Annotated in this window: 19 protein-coding genes; 13 read left to right on the plus strand and 6 right to left on the minus strand. The window is 71.4% G+C overall.

Features of this window, described 5'->3' with window-relative positions:
• Positions 1-1,560, minus strand: a 1,560-nt coding sequence (locus tag RUR49_RS04670) for a class I tRNA ligase family protein (RefSeq protein ID WP_409145143.1), incomplete at its 3' end; no start/stop codon positions are given.
• Between the two features lie 627 nt (positions 1,561-2,187).
• On the opposite strand from RUR49_RS04670, the gene RUR49_RS04675 reads away from it, so the two are divergent.
• Positions 2,188-2,607: a hypothetical protein gene (locus RUR49_RS04675; RefSeq protein WP_409145145.1), complete on the plus strand. Its 420-nt coding sequence runs from the start codon at positions 2,188-2,190 to the stop codon at positions 2,605-2,607.
• A 51-nt stretch (positions 2,608-2,658) separates the two neighbouring features.
• Here RUR49_RS04675 and RUR49_RS04680 read toward each other — a convergent pair whose 3' ends face one another.
• Positions 2,659-2,928, minus strand: coding sequence for a type II toxin-antitoxin system Phd/YefM family antitoxin (locus RUR49_RS04680; protein WP_409145147.1), 270 nt, complete (start codon positions 2,926-2,928; stop codon positions 2,659-2,661).
• A gap of 157 nt (positions 2,929-3,085) precedes the next feature.
• On the opposite strand from RUR49_RS04680, the gene RUR49_RS04685 reads away from it, so the two are divergent.
• The 11 genes from RUR49_RS04685 to RUR49_RS04735 all read left to right on the plus strand — a co-directional run bounded on the left by RUR49_RS04685 (position 3,086) and on the right by RUR49_RS04735 (position 14,603).
• Complete coding sequence (locus RUR49_RS04685) at positions 3,086-3,838, plus strand: class II aldolase/adducin family protein (protein ID WP_409145148.1); 753 nt, start codon at positions 3,086-3,088, stop codon at positions 3,836-3,838.
• 314 nt (positions 3,839-4,152) lie between these two features.
• Entirely contained in the window at positions 4,153-4,866 is a 714-nt protein-coding gene (locus RUR49_RS04690) for a GntR family transcriptional regulator (RefSeq protein ID WP_409145150.1), read from the plus strand.
• Between the two features lie 312 nt (positions 4,867-5,178).
• Positions 5,179-6,189: a LacI family DNA-binding transcriptional regulator gene (locus RUR49_RS04695; protein WP_409145152.1), complete on the plus strand. Its 1,011-nt coding sequence runs from the start codon at positions 5,179-5,181 to the stop codon at positions 6,187-6,189.
• 67 nt (positions 6,190-6,256) lie between these two features.
• Positions 6,257-7,363 (plus strand): ABC transporter substrate-binding protein, encoded by a 1,107-nt coding sequence (locus tag RUR49_RS04700; protein ID WP_409145154.1) that lies wholly within the window; start codon positions 6,257-6,259, stop codon positions 7,361-7,363.
• A gap of 67 nt (positions 7,364-7,430) precedes the next feature.
• Positions 7,431-8,270: an ABC transporter permease gene (locus RUR49_RS04705; RefSeq protein ID WP_409145155.1), complete on the plus strand. Its 840-nt coding sequence runs from the start codon at positions 7,431-7,433 to the stop codon at positions 8,268-8,270.
• Positions 8,267-9,109 (plus strand): ABC transporter permease, encoded by an 843-nt coding sequence (locus RUR49_RS04710; RefSeq protein ID WP_409145157.1) that lies wholly within the window; start codon positions 8,267-8,269, stop codon positions 9,107-9,109. The genes RUR49_RS04705 and RUR49_RS04710 overlap by 4 nt, the downstream gene beginning before the upstream one ends.
• A 74-nt stretch (positions 9,110-9,183) precedes the next feature.
• Positions 9,184-10,197, plus strand: coding sequence for a dimethylarginine dimethylaminohydrolase family protein (locus RUR49_RS04715; RefSeq protein ID WP_409145159.1), 1,014 nt, complete (start codon positions 9,184-9,186; stop codon positions 10,195-10,197).
• A 43-nt stretch (positions 10,198-10,240) separates the two neighbouring features.
• Positions 10,241-11,314, plus strand: coding sequence for an ABC transporter ATP-binding protein (locus RUR49_RS04720; protein ID WP_409145160.1), 1,074 nt, complete (start codon positions 10,241-10,243; stop codon positions 11,312-11,314).
• 68 nt (positions 11,315-11,382) lie between these two features.
• Positions 11,383-12,150, plus strand: a complete 768-nt coding sequence (locus tag RUR49_RS04725; protein WP_409145161.1) for a glutamine amidotransferase — start codon at positions 11,383-11,385, stop codon at positions 12,148-12,150.
• A gap of 1 nt (position 12,151) precedes the next feature.
• Complete coding sequence (locus RUR49_RS04730) at positions 12,152-13,213, plus strand: aldo/keto reductase (protein WP_409145163.1); 1,062 nt, start codon at positions 12,152-12,154, stop codon at positions 13,211-13,213.
• 28 nt (positions 13,214-13,241) lie between these two features.
• A complete protein-coding gene (locus tag RUR49_RS04735; protein ID WP_409145165.1) occupies positions 13,242-14,603 on the plus strand; it encodes a Xaa-Pro aminopeptidase in 1,362 nt (453 codons plus the stop codon).
• 268 nt (positions 14,604-14,871) lie between these two features.
• Here the strand turns inward: RUR49_RS04735 and ggt are convergent, their stop codons facing one another.
• Positions 14,872-16,641: a gamma-glutamyltransferase gene (gene ggt / locus RUR49_RS04740; protein WP_409145167.1), complete on the minus strand. Its 1,770-nt coding sequence runs from the start codon at positions 16,639-16,641 to the stop codon at positions 14,872-14,874.
• Positions 16,642-16,834: 193 nt separating this feature from the next.
• On the opposite strand from ggt, the gene RUR49_RS04745 reads away from it, so the two are divergent.
• A complete protein-coding gene (locus tag RUR49_RS04745; protein WP_409145169.1) occupies positions 16,835-17,248 on the plus strand; it encodes a cupin domain-containing protein in 414 nt (137 codons plus the stop codon).
• 345 nt (positions 17,249-17,593) lie between these two features.
• Here the strand turns inward: RUR49_RS04745 and RUR49_RS04750 are convergent, their stop codons facing one another.
• The 3 genes from RUR49_RS04750 to RUR49_RS04760 form a co-directional block, all read right to left on the minus strand.
• Positions 17,594-18,421, minus strand: coding sequence for a hypothetical protein (locus tag RUR49_RS04750; protein ID WP_409145170.1), 828 nt, complete (start codon positions 18,419-18,421; stop codon positions 17,594-17,596).
• A 99-nt stretch (positions 18,422-18,520) separates the two neighbouring features.
• The gene (locus tag RUR49_RS04755) at positions 18,521-21,232 is read right to left on the minus strand and encodes an AAA family ATPase (RefSeq protein ID WP_409145172.1); all 2,712 of its coding nucleotides are present in this window, start codon (positions 21,230-21,232) and stop codon (positions 18,521-18,523) included.
• On the minus strand, positions 21,229-22,353 hold the full coding sequence (locus tag RUR49_RS04760) for an exonuclease SbcCD subunit D (protein WP_409145173.1): 1,125 nt from the start codon (positions 22,351-22,353) through the stop codon (positions 21,229-21,231). The genes RUR49_RS04755 and RUR49_RS04760 overlap by 4 nt, the downstream gene beginning before the upstream one ends.
• Positions 22,354-22,427: the final 74 nt, after the last annotated feature.

Here is a 22,427-nt window from a genome sequence, read left to right on the forward strand (position 1 = left end):
GGGGCCCGCGGCAAGTTCGGCATCGGATTGGGGTGAGGAGTCTTTCTCGCCGCGCTCCCGCGCGGCGGCCCCCCCTCCCGTCGCGCCTTCGGCGCGCCGACCTCCCCCGCCGGGGGGGAGGGTTTCACCCTTCGCTGTCCACCCCTGCAACTCCTTGTCCATGGCGATGAACCACTGCGGGGTGTTGCGGAAGATCACCGGCTTCTTCGAGCGCCAGGAGTGCGGGTACTGGTGCTTGAGGCGGCCACGCGCCACCAGCATGCCGGCGGCGACGAGCGCGTCGATGACGGCCTGGTTGGCGTCGCCCTTATCGCCCTTGTCGGTGATGACGCGGCGCCCCTCGAAGCCCGGGGCGTCGGCGGTGAAGAAGCCGTCGGCGTCGACCGTGTAGGGGATGCGGGTATCGATGCCGTCGTACTCGAGCTCACTCTTGTGAGCCATCCACACCTCGAAGTCCTCGACGCCGTGGCCGGGGGCGGTGTGGACGAAGCCGGTGCCGGCCTCGTCGGTGACGTGGTCGCCGGGGAGAAGGGGAACTTGGAAGTCGTATCCGAGGTCTCTGAGCGGGTGACGGCAGACAATCTTGTCCAGTGTATCCGCAGGCACGTCACGGACACGCTCGTAGCTGTCTTCCGGCACGCGCGCCGCCTTGAACAGGTCGGCCGCGAGCGCATCGGCAAGCACGTAGGTCTCGCCGCTCTTTGCCCAGTTGTCCGAGCGGGTTTCGCCGACACGGTAGAGGCCATAAGCAACCTTCGGCGAATAGGAGATCGCCCGGTTACCGGGGATTGTCCAAGGCGTTGTCGTCCAGATGACGACTGACGCTCCCACCAGATCCGCTTGATCCCAATCGTCTGACACCACCATGAGCACCGGAAACTTCACGAAGATCGTGTCGCTCTGGTAGTCCTGATACTCGACCTCGGCCTCGGCGAGCGCCGTCTTCTCGACGACGGACCACATCACCGGCTTCGAGCCGCGGTAGAGCTGGCCGGAGGTGGCGAACTTCAGGAGTTCGCCGGCGATCACCGACTCGGCATCAAAGGCCATCGTCAGGTAGGGGTCGTCGAAATCGCCGACGACACCGAGGCGCTGGAATTCCTCGCCCTGCACCTTCACCCAGTGCTCGGCGAACTGCCGGCACTCGCGGCGAAACTCGACGACCGGCACGGCGTCCTTGTCCTGGCCCTTGGCGCGGTACTGCTCCTCGATCTTCCATTCGATCGGCAGGCCGTGGCAGTCCCAGCCGGGGACGTAGTTGGAATCGCGCCCGAGCATCTGCATCGAGCGCGTGATCACGTCCTTCAGCGTCTTGTTGAGGGCGTGGCCGATGTGGAGGTTGCCGTTGGCATAGGGCGGGCCGTCGTGCAGCACGAACAGCGGGCGGCCCTTCGCCTCCTCGCGCAGCCGCTTGTAGAGGCCGATGGCGTTCCAGCGGGCGAGGATCTCCGGCTCGCGCTGCGGCAGGCCGGCGCGCATCGGGAAGGCCGTCTCGGGCAGGAACAAGGTCTCGGAATAGTCGCGCTCGGCGGCGGTCGCCGGGGTGGTCGTCTCGGTCATCGGGTGTCCGTTCGGGCGGTCGTAAATCGGGGCGTCCGCGGCGCGGGACTTAATCCCCGGCGGCCGCGACGGTCGGAAGGAAACCCGGCCTCCTCGCGCAGGACAAAACCCCCGCGCCTCAGAGAGAGGCCGGGCCGGTAATTCGCCGCCGCATCGTCCACCGCGCACCCATGCGCCGCGTTCTAGCAGCGCCGCGGCGGCGACGGAAGCGGAGAGGCGCGTGGGAGGCGAGGCCAGGAGAGGGGCGAGTGCGTCGCGCGGAGCGTCATCCCGGACGCGAAGCACCGCGGAGCGATCCGGGACGTGAGCGGAAAAACAAGTCGCGCGGAACGCGCGACGCTTGAGCCGCGCCTCCGGCGCAGTCTTGCGCTCACGTCCCGGATCGGCGCTCGGCTGCGCCTCGCTTGCCCGTGATGATGACGCGGAAAATCACGAGCCGGGGACGTCGCCGCGCTCGGGCGAAGGCGCTGCCGGCATTCGCGGTTGTCACCGCCGCTTCTGCCGCCTATGAGAGTTTCGTGCAACCTGTTGCTTTTGCCGGTCTTTAGCCAGAAGTGCTCGGTCTCTCGCAGCCGTGGCGACAATGGTTTCAGCGGCCGGCCCGCTCAGTCCCGAGAGGAGTCGCCCATGAAGTTCCCCGCAGCCCCGCTCGCCATCGCCGCTGCCGTGCTTGTCGCCGGCACCGCCCTGCCCACCACCGGCGACGCCCAGGGCTTCAGCCGGCTGCAGCACTGCTCGGGTGGCAGCTTCACGCTGCGCTTCTCGGCCACCTACACCGAACAGGGCCAGGGCAAGAACGCCGTCAAGCAACTCGACGTCGATCTCGAGGCCGACCGCCGCTCCGACTTCAAGTCCGGCCAGAAGGTGACCTTCTTCGTCGACGGCAAGAAGATCGGCCAGGCGGGCTTCAAGGCCGACCGCAACGGCGACCTCGACGCCGAGGTGAAGCTGCGCTCCTCCGGCGGCAAGAGCTTCCCGACGGTGAAGGACGGCTCGAAGGTCAGCGCCGAGATCCGCGACGTCACCGTCGCGAGCTGCAACCTCTGAGCCCACGCGCCGCGGCCTCCGGCGGCGGTGCGCCGCCGCCGGACGCAAGCGCTAGGACTTTTCCGGGAGCGGCTTCAGCAGGAAGTCCTCGGGCAGGGGATCGTCGAAGTCATCCGAGATGTATTCGACGAGCCGCTCGAGCCCGTGTTCGCGCTTGAATGTCTCTATGGCCTCCCGGTCTATCCCGCCGCGCGGCCGGTGCTGCACGATATCGAAGACCGGACGCCCCTTGCGGGTGACGACGATCGTCTCGCCCGCCTCGACCAGGCGCGCGAGCGCGCTGAGGCGCCGCCGGGCTTGGCTGATCGGCACGATGATCATTCCCTGAGGATAGCTCGGAGACGGCCTCCACGGCGAGGTCATGTACATCGGTATACCGGCATGCTTGCATGTCGGCATGCGTCGCCGTAGCCTCGCGTTAGCGGTGCCTCCGCGCCCGTGACCGCCTCCCCGGTCCTCGCCGCGGCCCGCCCCGTGCATGATCCCGTCCGATGCCGTCCCCCGGAGGTTCCCCGTGACCGATGCCGAAGCCGCCGTGCGTGCGGATCTCGCCGCCGTCTACCGCCTGATCGCCCACTTCGGCCTGGACGACCTCATCCACACCCATGCCTCCGCCCGCATTCCCGGCGAGCCGGACACGCTTCTGATCAACCGCTACGGCGACCTCTTCCGCGAGGTGCGGCCGGAGCGGCTCGCCGTCATCGACCATTCGGGGCGGCTGGTGCGCGGCGAGCAGATGCCGATCAACACCGCCGGCGTCGTCATCCACACCGCCGTCCACGCGGCGCGGCCGGAGGTCGCCTGCGTCATCCACACCCACACTGCGGCGGGCGTGGCGGTGAGCTGCCTCGAAGAGGGGCTGCTGCCGCTCAATCAGACGGCGCTGCTCTTCCACGGCGACGTCGGCTACCACGACTTCGAGGGCATCGCGCTCGACCGCGACGAGCAGGAGCGGCTCGTCGCCGACCTCGGCTCGTTCAACCAGCTGATCCTGCGCAATCACGGCCTGCTCACCGTCGGCAAGACGGTCGGGGAGGCGTTCGCGCGGATGTACAATCTCGAGCAGGCCTGCCGGATCCAGCTCGCGGCGATGGCGACGGGCCGGCCGCTCAGGATGCCCACGGCGGCCGTGATGGAGCGCACCGTCCGCCAGTACGCCGCCGACCCGGACGGGGCGGCGGAACTCGAATGGGCGGCGCTGCGGCGGCTGGCGGAGGGAGCGTTCGGGTGAGAAGAGCGGCAATAGGCAGTCGGCAGTAGGCAGTAGGCAATAGGCAGTAGGCAGTAGGCAGTAGGCAGTAGGGTTGTCCCAATCTCTGCGTGAACCCTCCCCCCTCGCGGGGGAGGGCAGGGAGGGGGGGGGCGCGGGCTCGGCGTCCGAGAGGCGAAGGGCGCGTCCAACCGGGGATGCGGCCGCCACCCCCACCGCGGACCCGCACCCGGCCGGCGACGCCCGCCGAGTTGCTCCGCCACCGCAACGCACAATTCCTGGGCGCGATGAAAAATGAGGCTTGACCGACTGCCGGTGCATGCCAGTATGCCGGCATGGTTGCTTTCGCCGCTCGCCCCATTCCCCTCGCGCCGGAGCGCCGCAACACCGTTGCGGCCCGCGTCTATGCGGAGCTGCGCGAGGCGATCGTCACCACCCAGCTGAAGCCCGGCCAGCGCGTCGCCGAGGCCGAACTCGCCGACAGCCTCGGCGTCAGCCGCACCCCGGTACGCGAGGCGTTCGTTCGCCTCGTGGAGGAGGGGCTGATCGAGGTGTCGCCGCAGACCGGCACGCGCATCTCTCTCGTCGGCCTCGAGCGCATCCGCCAGGCGGTGTTCGTGCGGGCGAGCCTCGAGGGCGGCGCCGTGCGGCGGCCGGCCGCGGAGCCCGGCGATGCTGATCTCCGGGCGCTGCGCCGCAATCTCGCCGACCAGGAGGTGGCGATCGCCGAGGGCGACGTCACCGAGATGCACCGCCGCGACATGGACTTCCACGCGATGCTGCTGGCCTCCGTCGGCCGGCCGCTCGCCTGGAACGCCTGCCTGCTCGTCTCGGCCGATCTCGCCCGCGTCGGCTTCCTGCTCGGCTTCGACGTCACCCACCTCGCGCAGGTGCTGGCCGAGCACCGCGCCATCTTCGCGGCGCTCGAGGCGCGCGACTTCGCCGCCGCCGCCGACCAGCTGGAGGCCCACGTCGCCAACATCGAGGGCGACCGCATCGTGCTGAGCGAGCGCCATCCCGAGTACTTCGACCCGCGGCCGGGGGCCTGAGCGATGGCCGCCGCGACCGGTCACCGGCTGGCTGCCGCCGTTCCCAACCGGAGCCGGCGTGGAACCGCCATCACCGGTCGCGAGGCTGCCGGCGTGCGCGGCCGTCGCTGCCGCGGCGCTCGCACGACATCCGGCGCCATATCCGGTCGGGCCGCCCGTCCCGCATCGGTCCAGTCGACCCGCATCACGCTGTTGCGTCATCGCAACAACGCTCCATCCATCCACACAAACGATTTACTAAATCGATTTCCCGCGCCGGGAATCGCAACTATTCTCTCCGTCATGCAGAGGCCGGGTCCCACAATCCAGGAAGTGGCGCGTGTCGCCGGCGTCTCGCCGGCCTCCGTTTCGCGCTACCTGAACGGCCGGCTGACGCTGCCGGAGGCGACCGCCCGGCGCATCCAGGCGGCCGTGCTGCAGCTCGGCTACCGGCCGAACGCCATCGCCCGCCGGCTGCGCTCGGGCACGAGCGAGACGCTCGGCCTCATCACCGCCGACATCGCCTATCCGCTGTTCGCCACCATCGCCAGCGCCGCCGAGGCGGAGGCGAGCGAGGCGGGCTACAGCCTGGTGATGTTCTCGAGCCGCAACCGCGCGGAGAGCGAGATCGGCTTCCTGTCGCGCGTCGAGGACCGCCAGCTCGACGGCGTGCTGCTCCTCACCAACCACCTCGACGACGGCCGGCTGGCCGCCCGCATCAACGCCTGCAAGGCGGTGGTGCTCGTCGACGAGGACGTGCCGGGTGCCGAGGCGCCGCGGCTGTTCGCCCACAACGTGGCGGGCGGGCTCGCCGCCGGCCGCCATCTCATCGCCGCCGGCCACCGCCGCATCGCCCACGTCACCGGCCCGGCCGGCCTGTTGAGCGTCGACGAGCGCCGGCGCGGCTTCGCGGCCGCGCTCACTGAAGCGGGGCTGACGCTCGACCCGGCGCTGGTGGTGAGCGGCCGCTACGACGAGGGCTTCGGGGCCGAGGCGTTCGCCCGGCTCGCGGCGCTGCCCGAGCCGCCGACGGCGGTGTTCGCCGCCGCCGACATGCTGGCGATCGGCATGATCCGTGCAGCGCGGGCGGCCGGCGTGGCGGTGCCGCGGGACCTGTCGATCGTCGGCTACGACGACATCCCGCTCGCGAGCCTGCTCGACCCGCCGCTGACGACGATCCGCCAGTCGGCGGAGGCGTTCGGGCGGCTCGGTGTCAGGATGCTGGTCGACCTGGTGAAGGGGAGGGCGCCCGCCGGTCGGCCGGAGCGCATCCCGGTGGAGCTCGTCGTGCGCGGCTCGGTCGCCGGGCCGCGCGCGGAGATGGAGGCGGCACCCGCCCGATAGAGAGCGGGGCCGCGCGGGAGGCGGAGTTTGGCGGCCGGGCACGGCCATTCAGAAGGGGACGGAGAGGATGACGAAGGAAACCTTCGCGGCGGATGCCGTCAAGATCGCGATGGAGAGGTTCCAGAGCGGACAGATCGACCGCCGCACGCTGCTGACCGCGCTCGGCGCGCTCGGCCTCGTGGCGGTGGCGCGCCCGGGCGTCTCCTACGCCCAGGCCAAGGAAGTGGTGCTGTGCAACTGGGGCGGCGCCGCCGTCGAGGCCTTCCAGAAGGCCTATGGCGAGCCGTTCACGGCGAAGTCCGGCATCAAGGTGGCGATCGACGGTGCCGGCCCGACGACGGGCGCGGTGCGCGCCATGGTCGAGTCCAAGGCGGTGATCTGGGACACCACCGACGGCGGCATGGTCGACGGCGTGGTGCTCGGAAAGGGCGGCTTCCTCGAGCCGATCGACTACACGATGGTCGACAAGTCGAAGGTCGGCCCGACCGGCGCGGCCGAGTTCGGCGTCGCCAACTACGCCTTCGCCAACGTGCTCGCCTATGATGTCAGCAAGGTCGGCGCCACGCCGCCGACGAGCTGGGCGGACTTCTTCGACACGGAGAAGTATCCGGGCAAGCGCACGATGTGCAAATGGATCCAGGGCCAGCTCGAGCCGGTGCTGATCGCCGACGGCGTCAAGCGGGAGGATCTCTATCCCCTCGACGTCGACCGCGCCTTCAAGAAGCTCGAGCCGCTCCTGCCGCAGCTGATCTTCTGGGAGGGTGGCGCCCAGAGCCAGCAGCTGTTCCGCGACGGCGAGGTCGTCATGGGCAACATCTGGCACACCCGCGCCAACCTCCTGAAGAAGGAGGCCCCGGAGCGCTTCACCTGGACCTGGAACGAGAACGTCCTGTTCTGGAGCGCCTGGTCGGTGCCGAAGGGCAACCCGGCCGGCAAGCTGGTGTTCGAGTTCATCAACTCGAGCCTCGATCCGGAAGGCCAGATCACGCTGCTGCGCCTGATGGGCAATGGCCCGTCGAACCCGGCCGCCCAGGCGGTGATGACGGCCGAGGACAAGGCGGTCGACCCGGCCTCGCCGGAAAACACCAAGAACAACATCGCCATCAGCACCGAGTACTATGCCGACAACGAGGCGGAGCTGCAGAACAAGTTCCTCGACTTCATCGCCACCTGATCGGACGGGGCCGTCGCCGCCACGGCGGCGGCCCCTCCACCGACGCCCCGTTCCGAGGGACTTCCGGATGCGCCCGTTCGACAGGTGGGCGGTCGGCCTCACCGTGCCGGCCGTGTTGCTCACCACCCTCTTCTACGTCCTGCCGATCGCACAGGTGCTCGTCCTCAGCGTGACGGAGCCGGTGACCGGCCTCGGCAACTACGAGCAACTGCTCGGAAGCCGCGCCGTCGCCCGCGTCGTCGCGACGACGCTCCAGGTGTCGCTGTGGACGACAGCGCTGACGATTGCCGCGAGCTACGTCGTCGCCTACGCCCTCGTGCAGATGCTCCCGGGCGTGCGCCGCGTCGCCCTCTTCATGGTGCTGGTGCCGTTCTGGATCTCGGTTCTGGTGCGCGCCTTCTCGTGGATCACCATTCTCCGCCGCGAAGGCCTTGTGAACCTCGCAGTCACCGGCCTCGGCATCGTCGAGGAACCGCTGCAGCTCGTCCACAACCGCACCGGCGTCATCATCGGCATGGTCCACTACATGATGCCGTTCGCGGTGCTGCTGATCTACGCGAACCTCACCGGTATCGATCGCCGCATCATGCAGGCCGGCCGCTCGCTCGGCGCCCGGCCGATGACGGTGTTCTGGAAGCTGTGGGTGCCGCTCAGCGCGCCGGGTATCGCAGTAGCGACGCTGTTCGTCTTCATCTTCTCGCTCGGCTTCCTGATCACGCCGACCCTGCTCGGCGCGGGCCGCACGGTGATGGTCGCCGAATACATCTCGGTGCAGATCACCAACACGCTCCGCTGGGGCGTCGCCACCGGCCTGTCGACGATGCTGCTGGTCGCCGTCGGCTTCGTGGTCTTCGTCGCCATGCGCCAGCCGGCGCTGCGCGCCGCCTTCTCCGGGAGGCAGGGATGAGCGCCGCGACACTGAGCGGGGAGCCGCGCCGGCGGGAATCGACGCCGCTCGGCCGGGCGGTGGCGAGGGTCTTCGCTGTCGGACTGCCGTGGCTTCTGCTCGGCTTCCTGTTCCTGCCGGTGCTGGTGCTGGTGCCGGTGGCGCTGACCGACCGGGAATATCTCTCGCTGCCCGAGCACGGGCTGTCGCTGCAGCACTTCTGGTCGCTGACGGAGTGGGAGAAGGGGTGGCTCCCCTCGATGGTGACGAGCCTCGTCGTCGCCGCCATCGCCACGATCGTCTCCGTCTCGGCCGCCGCGACCTATGCGCTCGGCGCCTGGGCGCTGACCGGCTGGTGGCCGTCCTTGACCCGCGTCATGCTGCTCGCGCCGCTGATCGTGCCGCCGATCATCTATGCCGTCGGCATCTTCAAGCTGTGGGCGCGCCTCAGCCTGCTCGACAGCTACCCCGGCGTCATCATCGTCCACGTCGTGCTGTGCCTGCCGTTCGCGATCCTGGCGATCGGCGCGTCGCTGGCGCAGCTCGACCCGCGGCTGATCCAGGCGGCCCGCTCGCTCGGCGCCCGGCCGCCGACGGTGTTCTTCAAGGTGATCCTGCCGAACGTCACGCCCGGCATCGCCGCGGGCGCCGTGTTCGCCTTCGTCACCTCGTGGGACGAGATCACCGTGACGCTGTTCATCACCAGCCGTGCGGTCGAGACGCTGCCGCGCCGCATCTTCACCGGCATCGCCGATTCCGTCGATCCGGCACTGGCGGCGATCTCCGCCGTGCTGCTCGCCGTCACCCTGCTGGCGCTCGCCGCCCGCACGTTCTGGTTCGACCGCTCACCCAGTTCCTGAGCCGGTCCCGCCCCTCGACCCGCAGAAGACCCGAACACCACCAAGCAAATCGCATCAACAAGGACGGACGTGTCATGGCCCACCTGCCCGCAATGAGCGAGCACGAGTATCGCGAGAACAAGTTCTTCGAGATCTTCGGCTCCGTTCCCGAGCCCGCGTTCGAGAGCGAGGCCGAGCTCGTGGACGGCTGGGGCCGCAACTGGGGCGTCTCCAACGACGTCGGCAAGCTGCGCGCCGTGCTGATGCACCGCCCCGGCGACGAGCTCTCGGTCGTGAAGAACCGGCCGCTGCAGGAGATCGGTGGCTTCGGCGACCCGGACGAGGGCTGGTACTGGATGGGCAAGACGATGCCCGACCTGCCCGCCATGCAGAAGGCGCACGACGCCTTGACCGCGGCGCTGAAGGCCGAGGGCGTCGACGTCATCATGGTGGGTGACGCCGCCAAGGGCCGTATGAAGCAGATCTTCACCCGCGACAGCGTCATCGGTGTCGAGGGCGGTGCCATCGTCACCCGTCTCGCCCGCCGCGTTCGCCGCGGCGAGGAGTTGCCGGTGACGCGCGCGCTCGCCAACGCCGGCTGCCCGATCCTGGCGACGCTCAACGGCACCGCCGTGTTCGAGGGCGGCGGCTTCGCCCACATCGACGCCAAGACCGCCGTCTGCTCGGTCAGCGTCGCCTGCAACCCGGAGGGCGTCGCCCAGGTCGAGCGCGTGCTGAACGGCCTCGGCGTCACCCTCATCAAGGTGCCGATGCCGGGCTACCGCATCCACATCGACGGCTCGTTCATGATGGTCGATGTCGAGACCGCGATCGTCAACAAGAACGAGCTCCCCTACGTCTTCATCGACTATCTGGTGAAGCGCGGCATGAAGCTGATCGAGCTGCCGCCGGAAGACAATGCCTTCTCGCTGAACTGCTTGGCGGTGGCCCCCGGCCGGCTCATCATGCACACGACGACGAGCCCGCGGCTGGCCGACCGTCTCGACCAGGCCGGCATCTCGATCATCGAGGTCGACTACGAGGCGGTGGAACTCGGCGGTGGCGGCATCCACTGCTCGACCGCGCCGCTGATCCGCGACCCGATCTGAGCCGCCGCGTCCCGACAAGCCGAAGAGAGCCAGAAGAGAGCTGATGTCGTTCCTCGTCGCCCGCGATCTCCGCAAGACCTACGGACCCGTGACGGCGCTGGCCGACATCGGCCTCGAGGTCGAGGAGGGTGAGTTCGTCACCCTCCTCGGTCCCTCGGGCTCGGGCAAGACGACGCTGCTGATGGCGATCGCCGGCTTCACCCGGCCCGACAGCGGCACGATCTCGCTCGCCGGCCGCGACATCACCGGCGTCGAGCCGGAGGACCGCGACTTCGGCTTCGTCTTCCAAGGCTACGCGCTGTTTCCGCACATGAGCGTGGCGGACAACATCGCCTTCCCCCTGAAGGTGCGGAAGTGGGACCGCGCCCGCATCGCGGCCCGCGTCGAGGAGATGCTGGCGACGGTCGGTCTCGCCGACCTCGCCAAACGCAAGCCGCGCGAGCTCTCCGGCGGCCAGCAGCAGCGTGTCGCGATCGCCCGCGCGCTCGCCTTCCACCCGAAGATCCTGCTCCTCGACGAGCCGCTGTCGGCCCTCGACCGCACGCTGCGCGAGACGATGCAGCGCGAGCTGAAGCGCCTGCACCGCCAGACCGGCGTCACCTTCCTCTACGTCACCCACGACCAGGAGGAGGCGATCGCCATGTCGGACCGCATCGCCGTCTTCCAGAAGGGCCGGATCGTCCAGGTGGGCGCGCCGCGCGACCTCTACTACGCGCCCTCGACGCGCTTCGTCGCCGGCTTCCTCGGCGTCAACAACCTCGTCGACGCCCGCGTCGTGCGCGGCGCCGGCGGGGCCGTGGAGATCGAGGCGCTCGGCGCCCGCGTGGCGCTGCCGCCGGGCAAGGTGGCGGCGCTCCCGGAAGGTCCCGCCACCGTCTTCATGCGCCCAGAGGACATCGCCCTCGAGCCGACCCCCGGCGAGCCGTCGCTCGCCATCGCCGGAACGGTGGCCGACGTCTCCTTCGTCGGCTCCTTCGACCTCGTGGTGATCGAGCCCCGCGGCGGGCCGGAGATCACCGCCCACCTTCCCGCCGACCGCACGCGCGCGCTGCCGGTCGGCGCGCCGATCACCGTCCACGTCCGCGCGGACGCCATCGGCGTCGTCCCCAACGCCTGATCCCCGCGCCGCCCGAAACGAGCCGGCGGCACGAGACGGCACACACACGCCTCGAGGAGACCCCAACAATGAAGAAGATCCGCGTTCTGCTCGCCGGCGAGACCTGGTCGAGCGCCACCACCCACACCAAGGGCTTCGACCAGTTCTCCACCGCCGAGTACCAGACCGGCATCGCCCCGCTGCTCGCAGCACTCGAAGGCTCGGACGTCGAGATCGTCCACCTGCCGGGCCACGAGACCCACACCCGCTTCCCGTTCACGGCGAAGGAACTCGAGGCCTACGACGTCGTCGTGCTGTCGGATGTCGGCGCCAACTCGCTGCTCCTCCACCCCGACACCTTCGTCCGCGGCAAGCGCACGCCGAACCGCCTGAAGGCGATCGCCGAGTGGGTCGAGGGCGGCGGCGGCTTCATGATGATCGGCGGCTACTTCTCCTTCCAGGGCCTGAACGGCGCCGCCCGCTACGCCCGCACGCCGATCGAGACGATCCTGCCGGTGACGATGCTGACGGCCGACGACCGCGTCGAGGTGCCGGAGGGCTTCCACCCGACGCCGACCGGCGCCGCCCATCCCGCCATCGACGGCATCGGCGGCGACTGGCCCTACCTGCTCGGCTACAACGAGACGAAGCTGAAGGACGACGCGACGCTGCTGCTCTCCGTCGGCTCCGACTATGGCGACCAGCCGCTGCTCGCCGCCGGCACCTACGGCCGCGGCCGCACGATGGCGTGGACCTCCGACATCGGCCCGCACTGGCTGCCGACCGAATTCACCGAGTGGGACGGCTACCGCCGCCTCTGGACGCAGGCCTTCGCCTGGCTCGCCGGCCGGAGTTGAGATGACCGACACCGTGATGCCGGCAGCAGTGCCCGGCGAAGCTGCCGCGCCGGCCCCGCCGCGCCGTCGCTTCGGCCGCCTCGATTTCGACGTCACCGAGATCGGCTACGGCGCCGCCCCGATCGGCAACTTCCTCGCCCCGATCGAGGAGGGCGTCGCGGCGGCGATGCTGGAGAGCGCCTGGGCGGCCGGCCTCAACTATTTCGACACCGCGCCGCTCTACGGCAACGGCCTGTCGGAGCACCGCGTCGGCCAGGCGCTGCGCTTCAAGCCGCGCGACGAGTTCGTGCTGTCGACCAAGGTCGGCTACCTGCTGCGGCCGGGCCGCGTCTTCTCCGAGCGCGACCCGTGGCGCTACGGCCTGCCGTTCACCCCCACCTATGCGTATGGCTACGACGCGACGCTGCGCTCGGTCGAGGACAGCCTGCAGCGCCTCGGCATGGATCGTATCGACATCGCCTTCATCCACGATGTCGACGTCATCAATCACGGCGTCGCCCGCCAGCGGGCGCACTTCGAGGTGGCGATGGCCGGCGGCTGGGACGCCCTCGTCCGCCTGCGGGGCGAGGGGGTGATCAAGGCGATCGGTGTCGGCGTCAACGAGTGGGAGGTCTGCCGCGACGCGCTGCTGGCCCGCGACTTCGACTGCCTGCTGCTCGCCGGCCGCTACACGCTGCTCGAGCAGGAGGCGCTCGACGAGCTGATGCCGCTCTGCACCGCCCGCGACGTCGCGGTGGTGCTCGGCGGCGGCTTCAACGGCGGGATCCTGGCGACCGGCGCGGTGCCCGGCGCGAAGTACGAATACAAGCCGGCACCGCCGGAGATCATGGCGAAGGTGGCGAAGATCGAGGCCGTCTGCGCCCGCCACGACGTCCGCCTGATCGACGCGGCGATCCGCTTCGTGCTCGCGCACCCGGCGATCGTCTCGATCATCCCCGGCACCCGCACGCCGGCGCAGCTCGCCGACAACCTCGCCGGCCTCGCCCGCACGATCCCGTCCGACTTCTGGGCGGAGCTGAAGCACGAGGGGCTCCTGCGCGCCGACGCGCCAGTTCCCGCGTAGCAGCCCGCCCGACCCCTGGAGAGCTCCGATGTCCCCCCGTCTCGCAACGATCGCGATCCCTGACTTCGGCCTGCCGGAGGCGGCGCCGGAAATCCCCGCCGCCACCTACGAGCGCCGCTGCCGCGAGGCCTACGCCACCGCCGGCCGCACCTGGCTCGCGGTCTACGGCGACCGCGAGCACCTCGCCAACATCCTCTTCCTCACCGGCATCGAGCCGCGCTTCGAGGAGATGCTGCTGCTGCTGGGGCCGGACGACCGCCGCGTCATCGTCGTCGGCAACGAGTGCATCGACTACGCACCGCTCGCCGTGCTGCCGGGCCTCGAGATCGTGCTGTCCCAGTCGTTCGGGCTGATGGGGCAGGATCGCACGGTGGCGCCACGGCTGCCGGTGGTGTTGTCCGACATTGGCCTCACCCCCGGCGACACGGTGGGACTTGCCGGCTGGAAGTATCTCGAGGTCGAGGAGTGGGGCGGCGAGCCGAGCTTCTTCGTCCCCGCCGTCGTCGTCGACGCGCTGGGGCTCGCCGTCGGTGGCCGCGAGGGGGTGTCGGATGCGACGCGCGTGCTGATGCACCCGGCGAGCGGCCTGCGCTCGGTCGTCGACGTCGACCAGATCGCCGCCTACGAGTGGGGCGGCGCCCACTGCTCGGCGATGGTCTGGCGCATCCTGACGGGCGCGCGGCCGGGCGACAGCGAGTTCGCCGCCGCCGCCCGCATGGGCTATGCCGGCGAGCCACTCGCCTGCCACGTGATGATGTCGGGCGGCGACCCTGCCCATCCGGTCGTCGGCCTGCGCAGCCCGTCGGCCCGTCGGCTGGCCGAGGGCAACGGCGTCACCACCGCCGTCGGCCTGTGGGGCGGCCTGTCGGCCCGCGCTGGCGTGCTGGCGAAGCACGACGACGCCTTCGAGGCGGTCGCCAGCGGCTACTTCGCAGGCCTCCTCGCCTGGTACGAGACCGCCGACATCGGCATTTCCGGCGGCGAGATCTTCGCCGCCACCACCGAGGCGCTCGCCCGCGCCGGCCTGCGCTCGGCGCTCAACCCCGGCCACCTCACCGGCCACGACGAGTGGACGCACACGCCGATCCGCCCGCACTCGCCGGAGACGATCGATTCCGGCATGCCGATGCAGGTCGACATCATCCCGGTGCCGATGCGCCCAGGCGCCGCGCTCAACTGCGAGGACGGCATCGTCTTCGCCGACGAGGCGCTCCGCGCCGCGCTGGCCGAGCGCCACCCGGCGGTTGCCGCCCGCATCGAGGCCCGCCGCGCCTTCGTCCGCGACGTGCTGGGCATCGACCTCAAGCCGTCGATCCTGCCGACGTCCAGCATCCCGCTGATCCTGCCGCCGTGCTGGCTGACGCCGGACCGGGTGTTCGTGGCTGGGTAGGGGGAGGGATGGGCGCCGCCGCCGCATTTCCCCTCCCCCCTCGTGGGGGAGGTGGCCGGCGTAGCCGGCCGGAGGGGGCCGCCGCGCGCGAGCGCGGCGGTACGGCGTCCGAGACTGCCGAGCCGTCGCACCGCCGTCGGCTACGCCGCCGGCGGCCCTCCCCGGACCGCTGACGCGGTCCGACCCTCCCACAGGGGGAGGGTGGGCGCGCGGCCGGAAACAGGGGAGGGACGGGCGTCGTGCTACTCCCCCCTTACTCCGCCCCCTCCTACTCCCCCACCGCCGCCCCCGCCGGTCTCCGGTTGTCGTTCGCGCCGTATTTCCACCCCTCGCGGATCGGCCGCCCCCTCAGCACGTCGTCGCCGAAGCTCGGGGGCTCGCCGGCCTTCGGCTCGCCGCCGCCGACGAGGATCGCCTCGACCGCGCCCCACGGGTTCTGCACCACCACGGTGTGGCCGCGCTCGGCGAGGAGCTTGCGGGTGTCGACCGACAGCGCCCGCGGCTCGGCATAGAGGGTGTCCGGCATCCACTGGTGATGGATCCGCGGCGCGTCGACGGCTTCCTGGATGGTCATGCCGTGGTCGACGACGTTCATGATCGTCTGCGCCACCGCCGTGATGATGCGCGAGCCGCCGGGGCTGCCGAGCACCATCACCGGCTCGCCATCCTTGAGCACGATCGTCGGGCTCATCGACGATAGCGGCCGCTTGCCGGGCGCAATCGCGTTCGCCTCGCCCTGCACGAGGCCGAACATGTTGGTCGCGCCGGGCTTCGCCGCGAAGTCGTCCATGGTGTTGTTGAGGAGCACGCCGGTGCCCGGCGCCATCACCTTGGCGCCGAAGTAGGAGTTGAGCGAATAGGTCACCGCCACGGCGTTGCCCTCGGCGTCGATCACCGAGAAGTGGGTCGTCTGCGTCCCCTCGTGGGCGCCGGTGCCCGGCTTCAGCGTCGATGAGGGCGTCGCGACGTGGCGGTCGATGGCGCCGCGCAGCTTCGCGGCATAGTCCTTCGAGGTGAGGTGGGCGACCGGGTTGTCGACGAAGGCCGGGTCGCCGAGGGCGGCGTTGCGGTCGACGAAGGCGTGGCGGAAGGCCTCCGTCATCAGGTGCACGGCGTCGGCGGAGTTGTGGCCGAGCCAGCCCATCGGATAGCCCTCCAGCACGTGCAGGATCTCGCAGAGCGCGATGCCGCCGGAACTCGGCGGCGCCGCCGAGCGCACCTCGTAGCCGCGGTAGCGGCACTCGATCGTCTCGCCGAGCGTCACCGTGTAGTCGGCGAAGTCGGCGGCGGAGAGGATGCCGCCCCCGGCCGCACTCGCCGCAACGATCTTCTCCGCCACCGGCCCCTTGTAGAAATAATCCGGCCCGTCCTTGGCGATGCCCTCGAGCGTCGCCGCGAGGTCGGTCTGCACGAGCCGGCCGCCGGGCGCAAAGGGCTGGCCGTCGTCGAGGAAGATCGCGCCGAGCACCGGGTTCGCCTGGAACGCCTTCGTGCCGGTGGCGAGGATGTCGGTGTCGCCGCGCGTCAGGGCGAAGCCGTCCCGGGCGAGCCGGATCGCCGGCGCCATCACGGTGGCGCGGTCCTTGGTGCCCCACTTCGCCAGCACCGTGTCGAGCCCGAGCACGCTGCCGGGCACGCCGACAGCCTTCCAGCCGTCGAGGCTCGCGCGCGGGATGACCTCGCCCTTGTCGTCGAGGTACATGTCCTCGGTCGCCTCGCCCGGCGCCTCCTCGCGGAAGTCGACGAAGATCAGTTCTCCATCGGCGAGGCGGATCGTCATGAAGCCGCCGCCGCCGAGGTTGCCGCAGCACGGGTTGACCACGGCCTGGGCGTAGCCGACCGCCACCGCCGCATCGATGGCGTTGCCGCCGGCGCGCAGCACCTCGGCGCCGACCTCGCTTGCGAGCCTCTGGTCGCTGACCACCATGCCGTGCTCGCCCTCCACCGGCTGCGGCGAGATCGCTGCGGCGGAGGCGGCGGCGAGAAGGGCGGCGGCGAAGAGGGCGGAGCGGACGGAAACGGAAAGGGGGTGCGGCACCGTCGGTCACTCCTCGGTGGATCGGGCAGTGTGCAGCATCCGTCGATCCGCGCGTCCTGTCGACAGCACCGCCGCATCAGGCCGGCTGATGGCGGCGACCAGCACAGATAATTTGAACGCGGGGCGCGCCGCCCCGACAGTCCGCCGCGAGAGCCGCGCCCGCGACGCGGCCGCAATCCGAGGGAGGGCCGCCATGCACGTCTTCGACATCGTCGCCGAGAAGGCCTTCGACCCGAAGAAGCACGTCGAGAAGATCCTCGGCGAGACCGGCGGCGGCGACTACACGGTCGCCTGCTGGGAGCCGGGCCAGGCGAGCCCCTACCACTGCCACCCGGACTGCACGGAGATCTATTTCTGCTTCTCCGGCGGCGGCACGATGCGCACGCCCGACACCCTCGTCGACGTCACCCCCGGCTCCTTCGTCGTTCATCCGCCGGGCGAGTTGCACGAGTATATGAACGGCCCGGAGCGCACGCTTCTCTACCGCATCCGCTACGGCACCGACATGAAGGCCCACGCCATCCGCTGGCACGGCCACCCCGAGTGGGTGCAGCCGGAGGCGGACAAGGCCTACTTCGCGAAGCACCCGGTGCCGGCGGGGGTGTGAGGGGCTTCGGGGAAGGCCTTCCCAGCCACCCCGCACTCGGCCATCCCGCCGCATTTGGCCCCCGCACCCGGCCCCCCCCGCGCGCTCTTGCGCCCCCCCCCCACGACCGTCATCGCCCGGCTTGACCGGGCGATCCATCCCACCCGGAAGCGGTTGTGGTTGCCGCGGCTTGACCAGCCTCATCGGGTGTCCGCCGGGCCCCCGACGGCTTGGGAAAGACGGATGGACCTGCGTTCGGGATGGATCGCCCGGTCAAGCCGGGCGATGACGGATCAATAGGTTCGAGACCTGAGGCCTACGTCTCCCGCTTCCACCCGCCCCCTCAAGGTTCGGCTACTCCAATGCTCACCCGTTGCAGAACTGCTTCGGCGTCAGGTTGCGCACCTTGTGCACTTTGGCGCCCTGCTTCACCACGTATTCCGAGATGCCGTAGTGGTCCTCGGAATCCGGGTTCCAGTTGTAGGTCCAGCCCATGCCAGTGAAAGGATAGCCCGGCGACGGGAAGCCGACGTTGAACGACGTCCACATCTGCGCGAAGACGAAGGCCTGGGCGGCCTCGACCGCCTCCTTCTCCTTCTTCGACTTGAATTTCGTCGGCAGGGCGAAGTCGCACTTGGTCGTGGTGATGTCGGGGCTGCTGGCGCAGGGGCGGAAGATGTGCTTCGGCTCCACCTCGAACTGCACGAGCTCCCAGTCGCCAGCCGCCGGCGGCATGCCGAGGATCTGTTCCAGCGCCAGCACCGGGTCCTTGGCGCCCTTGCAGGCCTTCGAGGATTCGGACGGCTGCGACACCCAGGTGTCGAACTTCAGGACGCCCTTGTCGCCGGACGTCGCCTCGATCGTCTTGCGGCCGCGCGTGTGGGTGAAGGGATGGTTGCCCTTCACCGGCTGGCCCTTCTTGTAGGTGAGCGTGATCACCTTCACCCGCGCCTGCGAGGCGTCGATCGGCTTCAGCTTGAGCTGGAACGACGGCCGCTTCACTGCCGCGTCGGCGATCGACTTGCGGTAGAGCTCGTTGTTGGTCTTGGCGGCTGCCGAGGCGACATCGGCGACAGCTGGCGCGGCCGGCAGCGCCGCTCCGCCGATGGCGGCGAGGACGGCGGCGGCAAGGCATGGGCGGCGAAGGCGGGCGGGGCGTCGGCCGGACGGGGCCGGCGGGGTGGCGTGCAACATCGCGTGTCTTCCCTGGATGTCCATCGCGCGCCCCCGCCCGTGGCTGCACGGTAAGGGCGCTATCATCAACGACGCAACGGTCGCGTGCGAGCCCGCCGTTCACGCCCCCGCGATCGGCTCGATCGTCAGCATTCGTCCGCCAAGGGAGGCGAAGGCGCGGGTGCGGCAGGTGAGCACGATCACCTGCTGGCGGTGGCCTGCGCGGTTGAGCGCGTCGAACATCTGGGCGATGCGGCCGTCGTCGGAAAACACCAGCGCGTCGTCGAGCACGATCGGCACCTCCTCGCCGCGATCGGCCAGCATTGCCCCCATGGCGAGGCGGACCAGCACCGCGATCTGCTCCTTGGTGCCGTCGGAAAGGCGCTGGAACGCTTCGGCCGCGCCGCCGCGGTGGAGCGCGTCGACACTGAAGCCGTCGCCGAGCGCGATCTCGGCGGCGGGGAAGAGGTCGTTGAGGTAGGGGCGCAGATGACGGCGGAGCGGCGCGTTCAGCTGCTCGCGCTGCTCGGCGTAGCAGGCCTCAACCGTGTCCCGCAGCAGCGCCAGCGTGTCGGCGCGCGCCTGCAGGCGGTCGCGCTCGCGGGCCACCAGCGCCACCTCGGCCTCGAGCGCCGCCGCCCGCTCGCCGAGCCCGTCGCCACCGGCGCTCTCGATGCGACCTTCGAGGTTGGCGATGTCGCGCTCCAGCGCGGCAAGGCGCGCGGCGTGGTTGGCGAGCGCCTCTTCCAGGCGCTGCACGCGTCCGCGCCGGCGCTCGATCTCCTCGGCCGGCGGTGCGGCGCGCCGCTGCGCCTCGAGCGCGGCGGCCTTGGTGCCGTGGTCGTCGCTGGCGGTTCGCTCGGCGGCTTCCGCGGCGAAAAGCGCCTCGGCGCGCGCGGCGTCGGGCAGCACGGCGAGGTCGGCAGCGAGGCGGGCACGCACCTCGGTCAATGTGCCGGCGAGGCGGCCGCGCTGGTCGGCCAGACGGGCGAGCGTCGCGCCGTGCGCCTCTAGCGTGCCCTCGTGCGACTGGCGGCGGCGGCGGGCCTCGTCGCGGCCGGTGCGCACGGCGTCGAGCCGCTCGTCGAGGGCGTCCGGGGCGGGGAGAGCGGTGAAGCCGGCCTCGGCGAGCGGGGCGGTGGCGATCAGCGCGTCGATCGCCGCGAGTTCGTCGCGCGCCGCCGCGAGAACGGCGGCGACCGTCTCGGCGCCGCCGCGCGCACCGCGCTTGCCGACGCCGGCGGCGGCCGCCTCGGCCTCCAGCCCCGCCCGCTCGGCTTCGAGCTCCTGGCGGCGGGCGCGGGCGGCCCGGAGCGACGCCGCGTCGGTGAAGCCGGTGTCGTCGAGGAGTTTTGCGAGTTCGGCGCGCAGCGCCTGCCGGCGCGCCTCTTCCGTGGCCCCGGCGCCTGCCGGCGGCAAGACGGTGATGGTGGCGAGGTCACTGAGCGTGATCACCAACGGGGCGAGGGCGGCGCGGCGGACCCCGGCGGCGAGCGGCTCGCCGTCGATGCTCACGCGGCCGGCGCCGGCGGGGCCGAGGGTGATCTCCACCTGCGGCGCCGCGGCCTCCAGGCGGGCGGCGACGAGGCCGAGCTCGCGCTCCAGTGCGTCGAGGCGGCCGATCGCACTCGCCTCGGCGCGGTTGGCGGCGAGTGCCGCCGCCGTTTCGGCGAGCCGCTGGTCGAGGGCGCCGAGGCGATCGAGGCGCTCGGCCAGCCGGTCGCGCTCGCCAGCGCGGGCGAGGATGGCACCGAGGCGGTGCAGGGCCCGCTCGCGCGCCTCTTGGGCACCCGCGGCCGCGTCGATCTCGGCCAACGCCGCGCGGGCCGTGGCGATCTGCGTCTGGGCTGCGTTCTCCTCGGCGTCGAGGGGCGCCAGCCGGGCGGCGATCTCGGCCTCGCGGCGGCGGTCGGCGTCGATGCGCGCCGCCCGCGCGGCGATCTCCTCGCGGCGGGCGCGCGCCCGCTCGAGGTCGCCGCGGGCGCGGCTCTCGGCCGCCTCGCAGAGCGCCACTTCGGCGCCCGCCGCCTCGCCCTCGCGCAGCAGCCGGCGCGCCTCGGCGAGGTCGCGGCGCATCTCCGCCTCGGCGGCCGGATCGGCATGGCGGGCGCGTTCGGCCCGCTTGGCGGCGAGTGCCGCGAGTTCGCCGTCGAGCACGGCGAGGCGGGCCTGCGTCGCCTCGAGCGAGGCCGTGAGGTCGGCGTGGCGGGCGGTCGCCTCGGCGAGCGGCCCGCCGGCCTTCACCCGGCCGCTGGCGGTGACGAGCGTGGCGAGCTCCTCGCCGAGCGCCTTCAGGACCGTGCGCGCCCGTTCGCCGCCGAGCAGCGTCCCGACCTCGGCGTGGACGGCGGCGCTGAGCGCGCTCGCCGCCGCCCCCGTCGGCTCCGGCACCGCGAAGGACTTGCCCTGCTCCACCCACAGGATGCCGAAGGCCGCCTCGTCGATCGTGCGGCCGCCGCCGGGGTCGATGCCGAGGAGCTCCCACGTCCGCTCGTCCGCCTCGCGGCCGCGGGCGATCTCGACGCCGGCGCGCGACAGGCTCGCCGAGGCGCTGCGCAGGAACTTCTTGGCGAGCGTGTAGGCCGTGCCGGCGTGCTCGAACTCCACGGTGACGCAGGCCGGCAGCGTCAAACCCTCGCTGGCGAGCCGGCGGAGCGTGTCCTTGCCGCTGTCGTGCCGCTCGAACAGGCAGGCGCGCACGGCGCGGAACAGCGTCGACTTGCCTGCCTCGTTCTCGGCCGCGAGCACGTTGACGCCCGGCCCGAGCCCGGCGACGCGCACGCCCGTCGCGAAGCGCCCGACCCCTTCGACGGAAACGCCGGTGATCCTCACGCGCCGCGCTCCCCGTCGGCGGCCATCAGGTAGAGCTCGACGAGGGCGTTCTCGGCGCGGCGGCGCTGGTCGGCGGGGCGGCCGTCGTCCTCGGCGAGGCCGCGCAGGCGGTCGGCCGCCTGGCGCAGGACGCCGCCGAAGTCGATCGCCTCGAGGTCGGCGGCGGTCGGCCGCGCCGAAAGGGCCGACAGGTCGGCGTCGAGGTGGAAGACGGCGGCGGCAAGGCCGGCGAGGCGGCGGTCGAGCTCGGCGCGACCCGACAACGCCAGCGTGCCGGCGAGCCTGAGCCGCAGCACGGTGGCCGACAGGCTCGGCAGGGCGCGCAGCCGCGCCTCCAGATCGGCGAGATCGCCGTCGTCGCCGACGCGCTCCTCCCGTGTCGTCCAGCGGAACGAGCCGACGGTGCGCTCCTCCACCACCGCCGGGGCGCCGGGGCCGGCGACCTCGACGAGGAGGGCGCGGCCGACCTCCTGGCTACCGGCGCGGTCGGGCTCCGGGGTGCCGGCGTACCAGCAGGCGGGCCCGATGCGCAGCGTCCGGTGCCAGTCGCCGAGCGCGAGATAGGACAGCCCGGCGGTCTCCGGCCGGCGCGGGTCGATCGGATTGGACGCCTCGCCGTCGCCGTCGAAGCCGACGACGGAGCCGTGGGCGAGGCCGATGCGGACGAGGCCGGGCGCGCTCTCGGCCCGGTCCATCCAGGCGGAGAGATCGCCGCCCTCGGCCTTGCGGGTGAGCACCGCCGGCAGCAGCACGGCGGCGTCGCCGAGCGCCACCGGCTCGGGGGCGAGGTGCAGGTGGACGTTGTCCGGCGCACCGGCCGCCGCGACGCGGTCCCAGACGCCCTTCGGCCGATGCGGGTCGTGGTTGCCGGGGATGAGGTGCCAGGCGACCGTCGGGAAGGCCCGCATCCGCTCCAGCGGCTCGCGCAGCGTCTGCGGCGCCGGCGTCTCGCTGTCGTAGACGTCGCCGGCGACGAGGACGTGCGCGGCACCCTCGGCCATCGCCAGCCGGCCGATCGCCTCGATGGCGTCGAGCCGCGCCCGCTTCAGCACCGCCTCGCGGTCGCCGAACTGCCGGAACGGCTTGCCGATCTGCCAGTCGGCGGTATGGATGAAGCGCATGGCGGGCGGGGGTCCGTCTCGTCTCGGCTCGGCGTCTGGCCCGGCGTCCTCCGGGGTGGCGATTCGCACCGGAT

Origin of the sequence: Pseudoxanthobacter sp. M-2, from assembly GCF_046156265.1 — a bacterium.
Classification (GTDB): domain Bacteria; phylum Pseudomonadota; class Alphaproteobacteria; order Rhizobiales; family Segnochrobactraceae; genus CAMDHY01.

Coding starts and splice junctions, on each gene's coding strand:
- RUR49_RS04675 (WP_409145145.1), top strand. CDS start 2,188: ATGAAGTTCCCCGCAGCCCCGCTCGCCATCGCCGCTGCCGTGCTTGTC.
- RUR49_RS04680 (WP_409145147.1), bottom strand. CDS start 2,928: ATGATCATCGTGCCGATCAGCCAAGCCCGGCGGCGCCTCAGCGCGCTC.
- RUR49_RS04685 (WP_409145148.1), top strand. CDS start 3,086: ATGATCCCGTCCGATGCCGTCCCCCGGAGGTTCCCCGTGACCGATGCC.
- RUR49_RS04690 (WP_409145150.1), top strand. CDS start 4,153: ATGGTTGCTTTCGCCGCTCGCCCCATTCCCCTCGCGCCGGAGCGCCGC.
- RUR49_RS04700 (WP_409145154.1), top strand. CDS start 6,257: ATGACGAAGGAAACCTTCGCGGCGGATGCCGTCAAGATCGCGATGGAG.
- RUR49_RS04705 (WP_409145155.1), top strand. CDS start 7,431: ATGCGCCCGTTCGACAGGTGGGCGGTCGGCCTCACCGTGCCGGCCGTG.
- RUR49_RS04710 (WP_409145157.1), top strand. CDS start 8,267: ATGAGCGCCGCGACACTGAGCGGGGAGCCGCGCCGGCGGGAATCGACG.
- RUR49_RS04715 (WP_409145159.1), top strand. CDS start 9,184: ATGGCCCACCTGCCCGCAATGAGCGAGCACGAGTATCGCGAGAACAAG.
- RUR49_RS04720 (WP_409145160.1), top strand. CDS start 10,241: ATGTCGTTCCTCGTCGCCCGCGATCTCCGCAAGACCTACGGACCCGTG.
- RUR49_RS04725 (WP_409145161.1), top strand. CDS start 11,383: ATGAAGAAGATCCGCGTTCTGCTCGCCGGCGAGACCTGGTCGAGCGCC.
- RUR49_RS04730 (WP_409145163.1), top strand. CDS start 12,152: ATGACCGACACCGTGATGCCGGCAGCAGTGCCCGGCGAAGCTGCCGCG.
- RUR49_RS04735 (WP_409145165.1), top strand. CDS start 13,242: ATGTCCCCCCGTCTCGCAACGATCGCGATCCCTGACTTCGGCCTGCCG.
- RUR49_RS04745 (WP_409145169.1), top strand. CDS start 16,835: ATGCACGTCTTCGACATCGTCGCCGAGAAGGCCTTCGACCCGAAGAAG.
- RUR49_RS04750 (WP_409145170.1), bottom strand. CDS start 18,421: ATGTTGCACGCCACCCCGCCGGCCCCGTCCGGCCGACGCCCCGCCCGC.
- RUR49_RS04760 (WP_409145173.1), bottom strand. CDS start 22,353: ATGCGCTTCATCCATACCGCCGACTGGCAGATCGGCAAGCCGTTCCGG.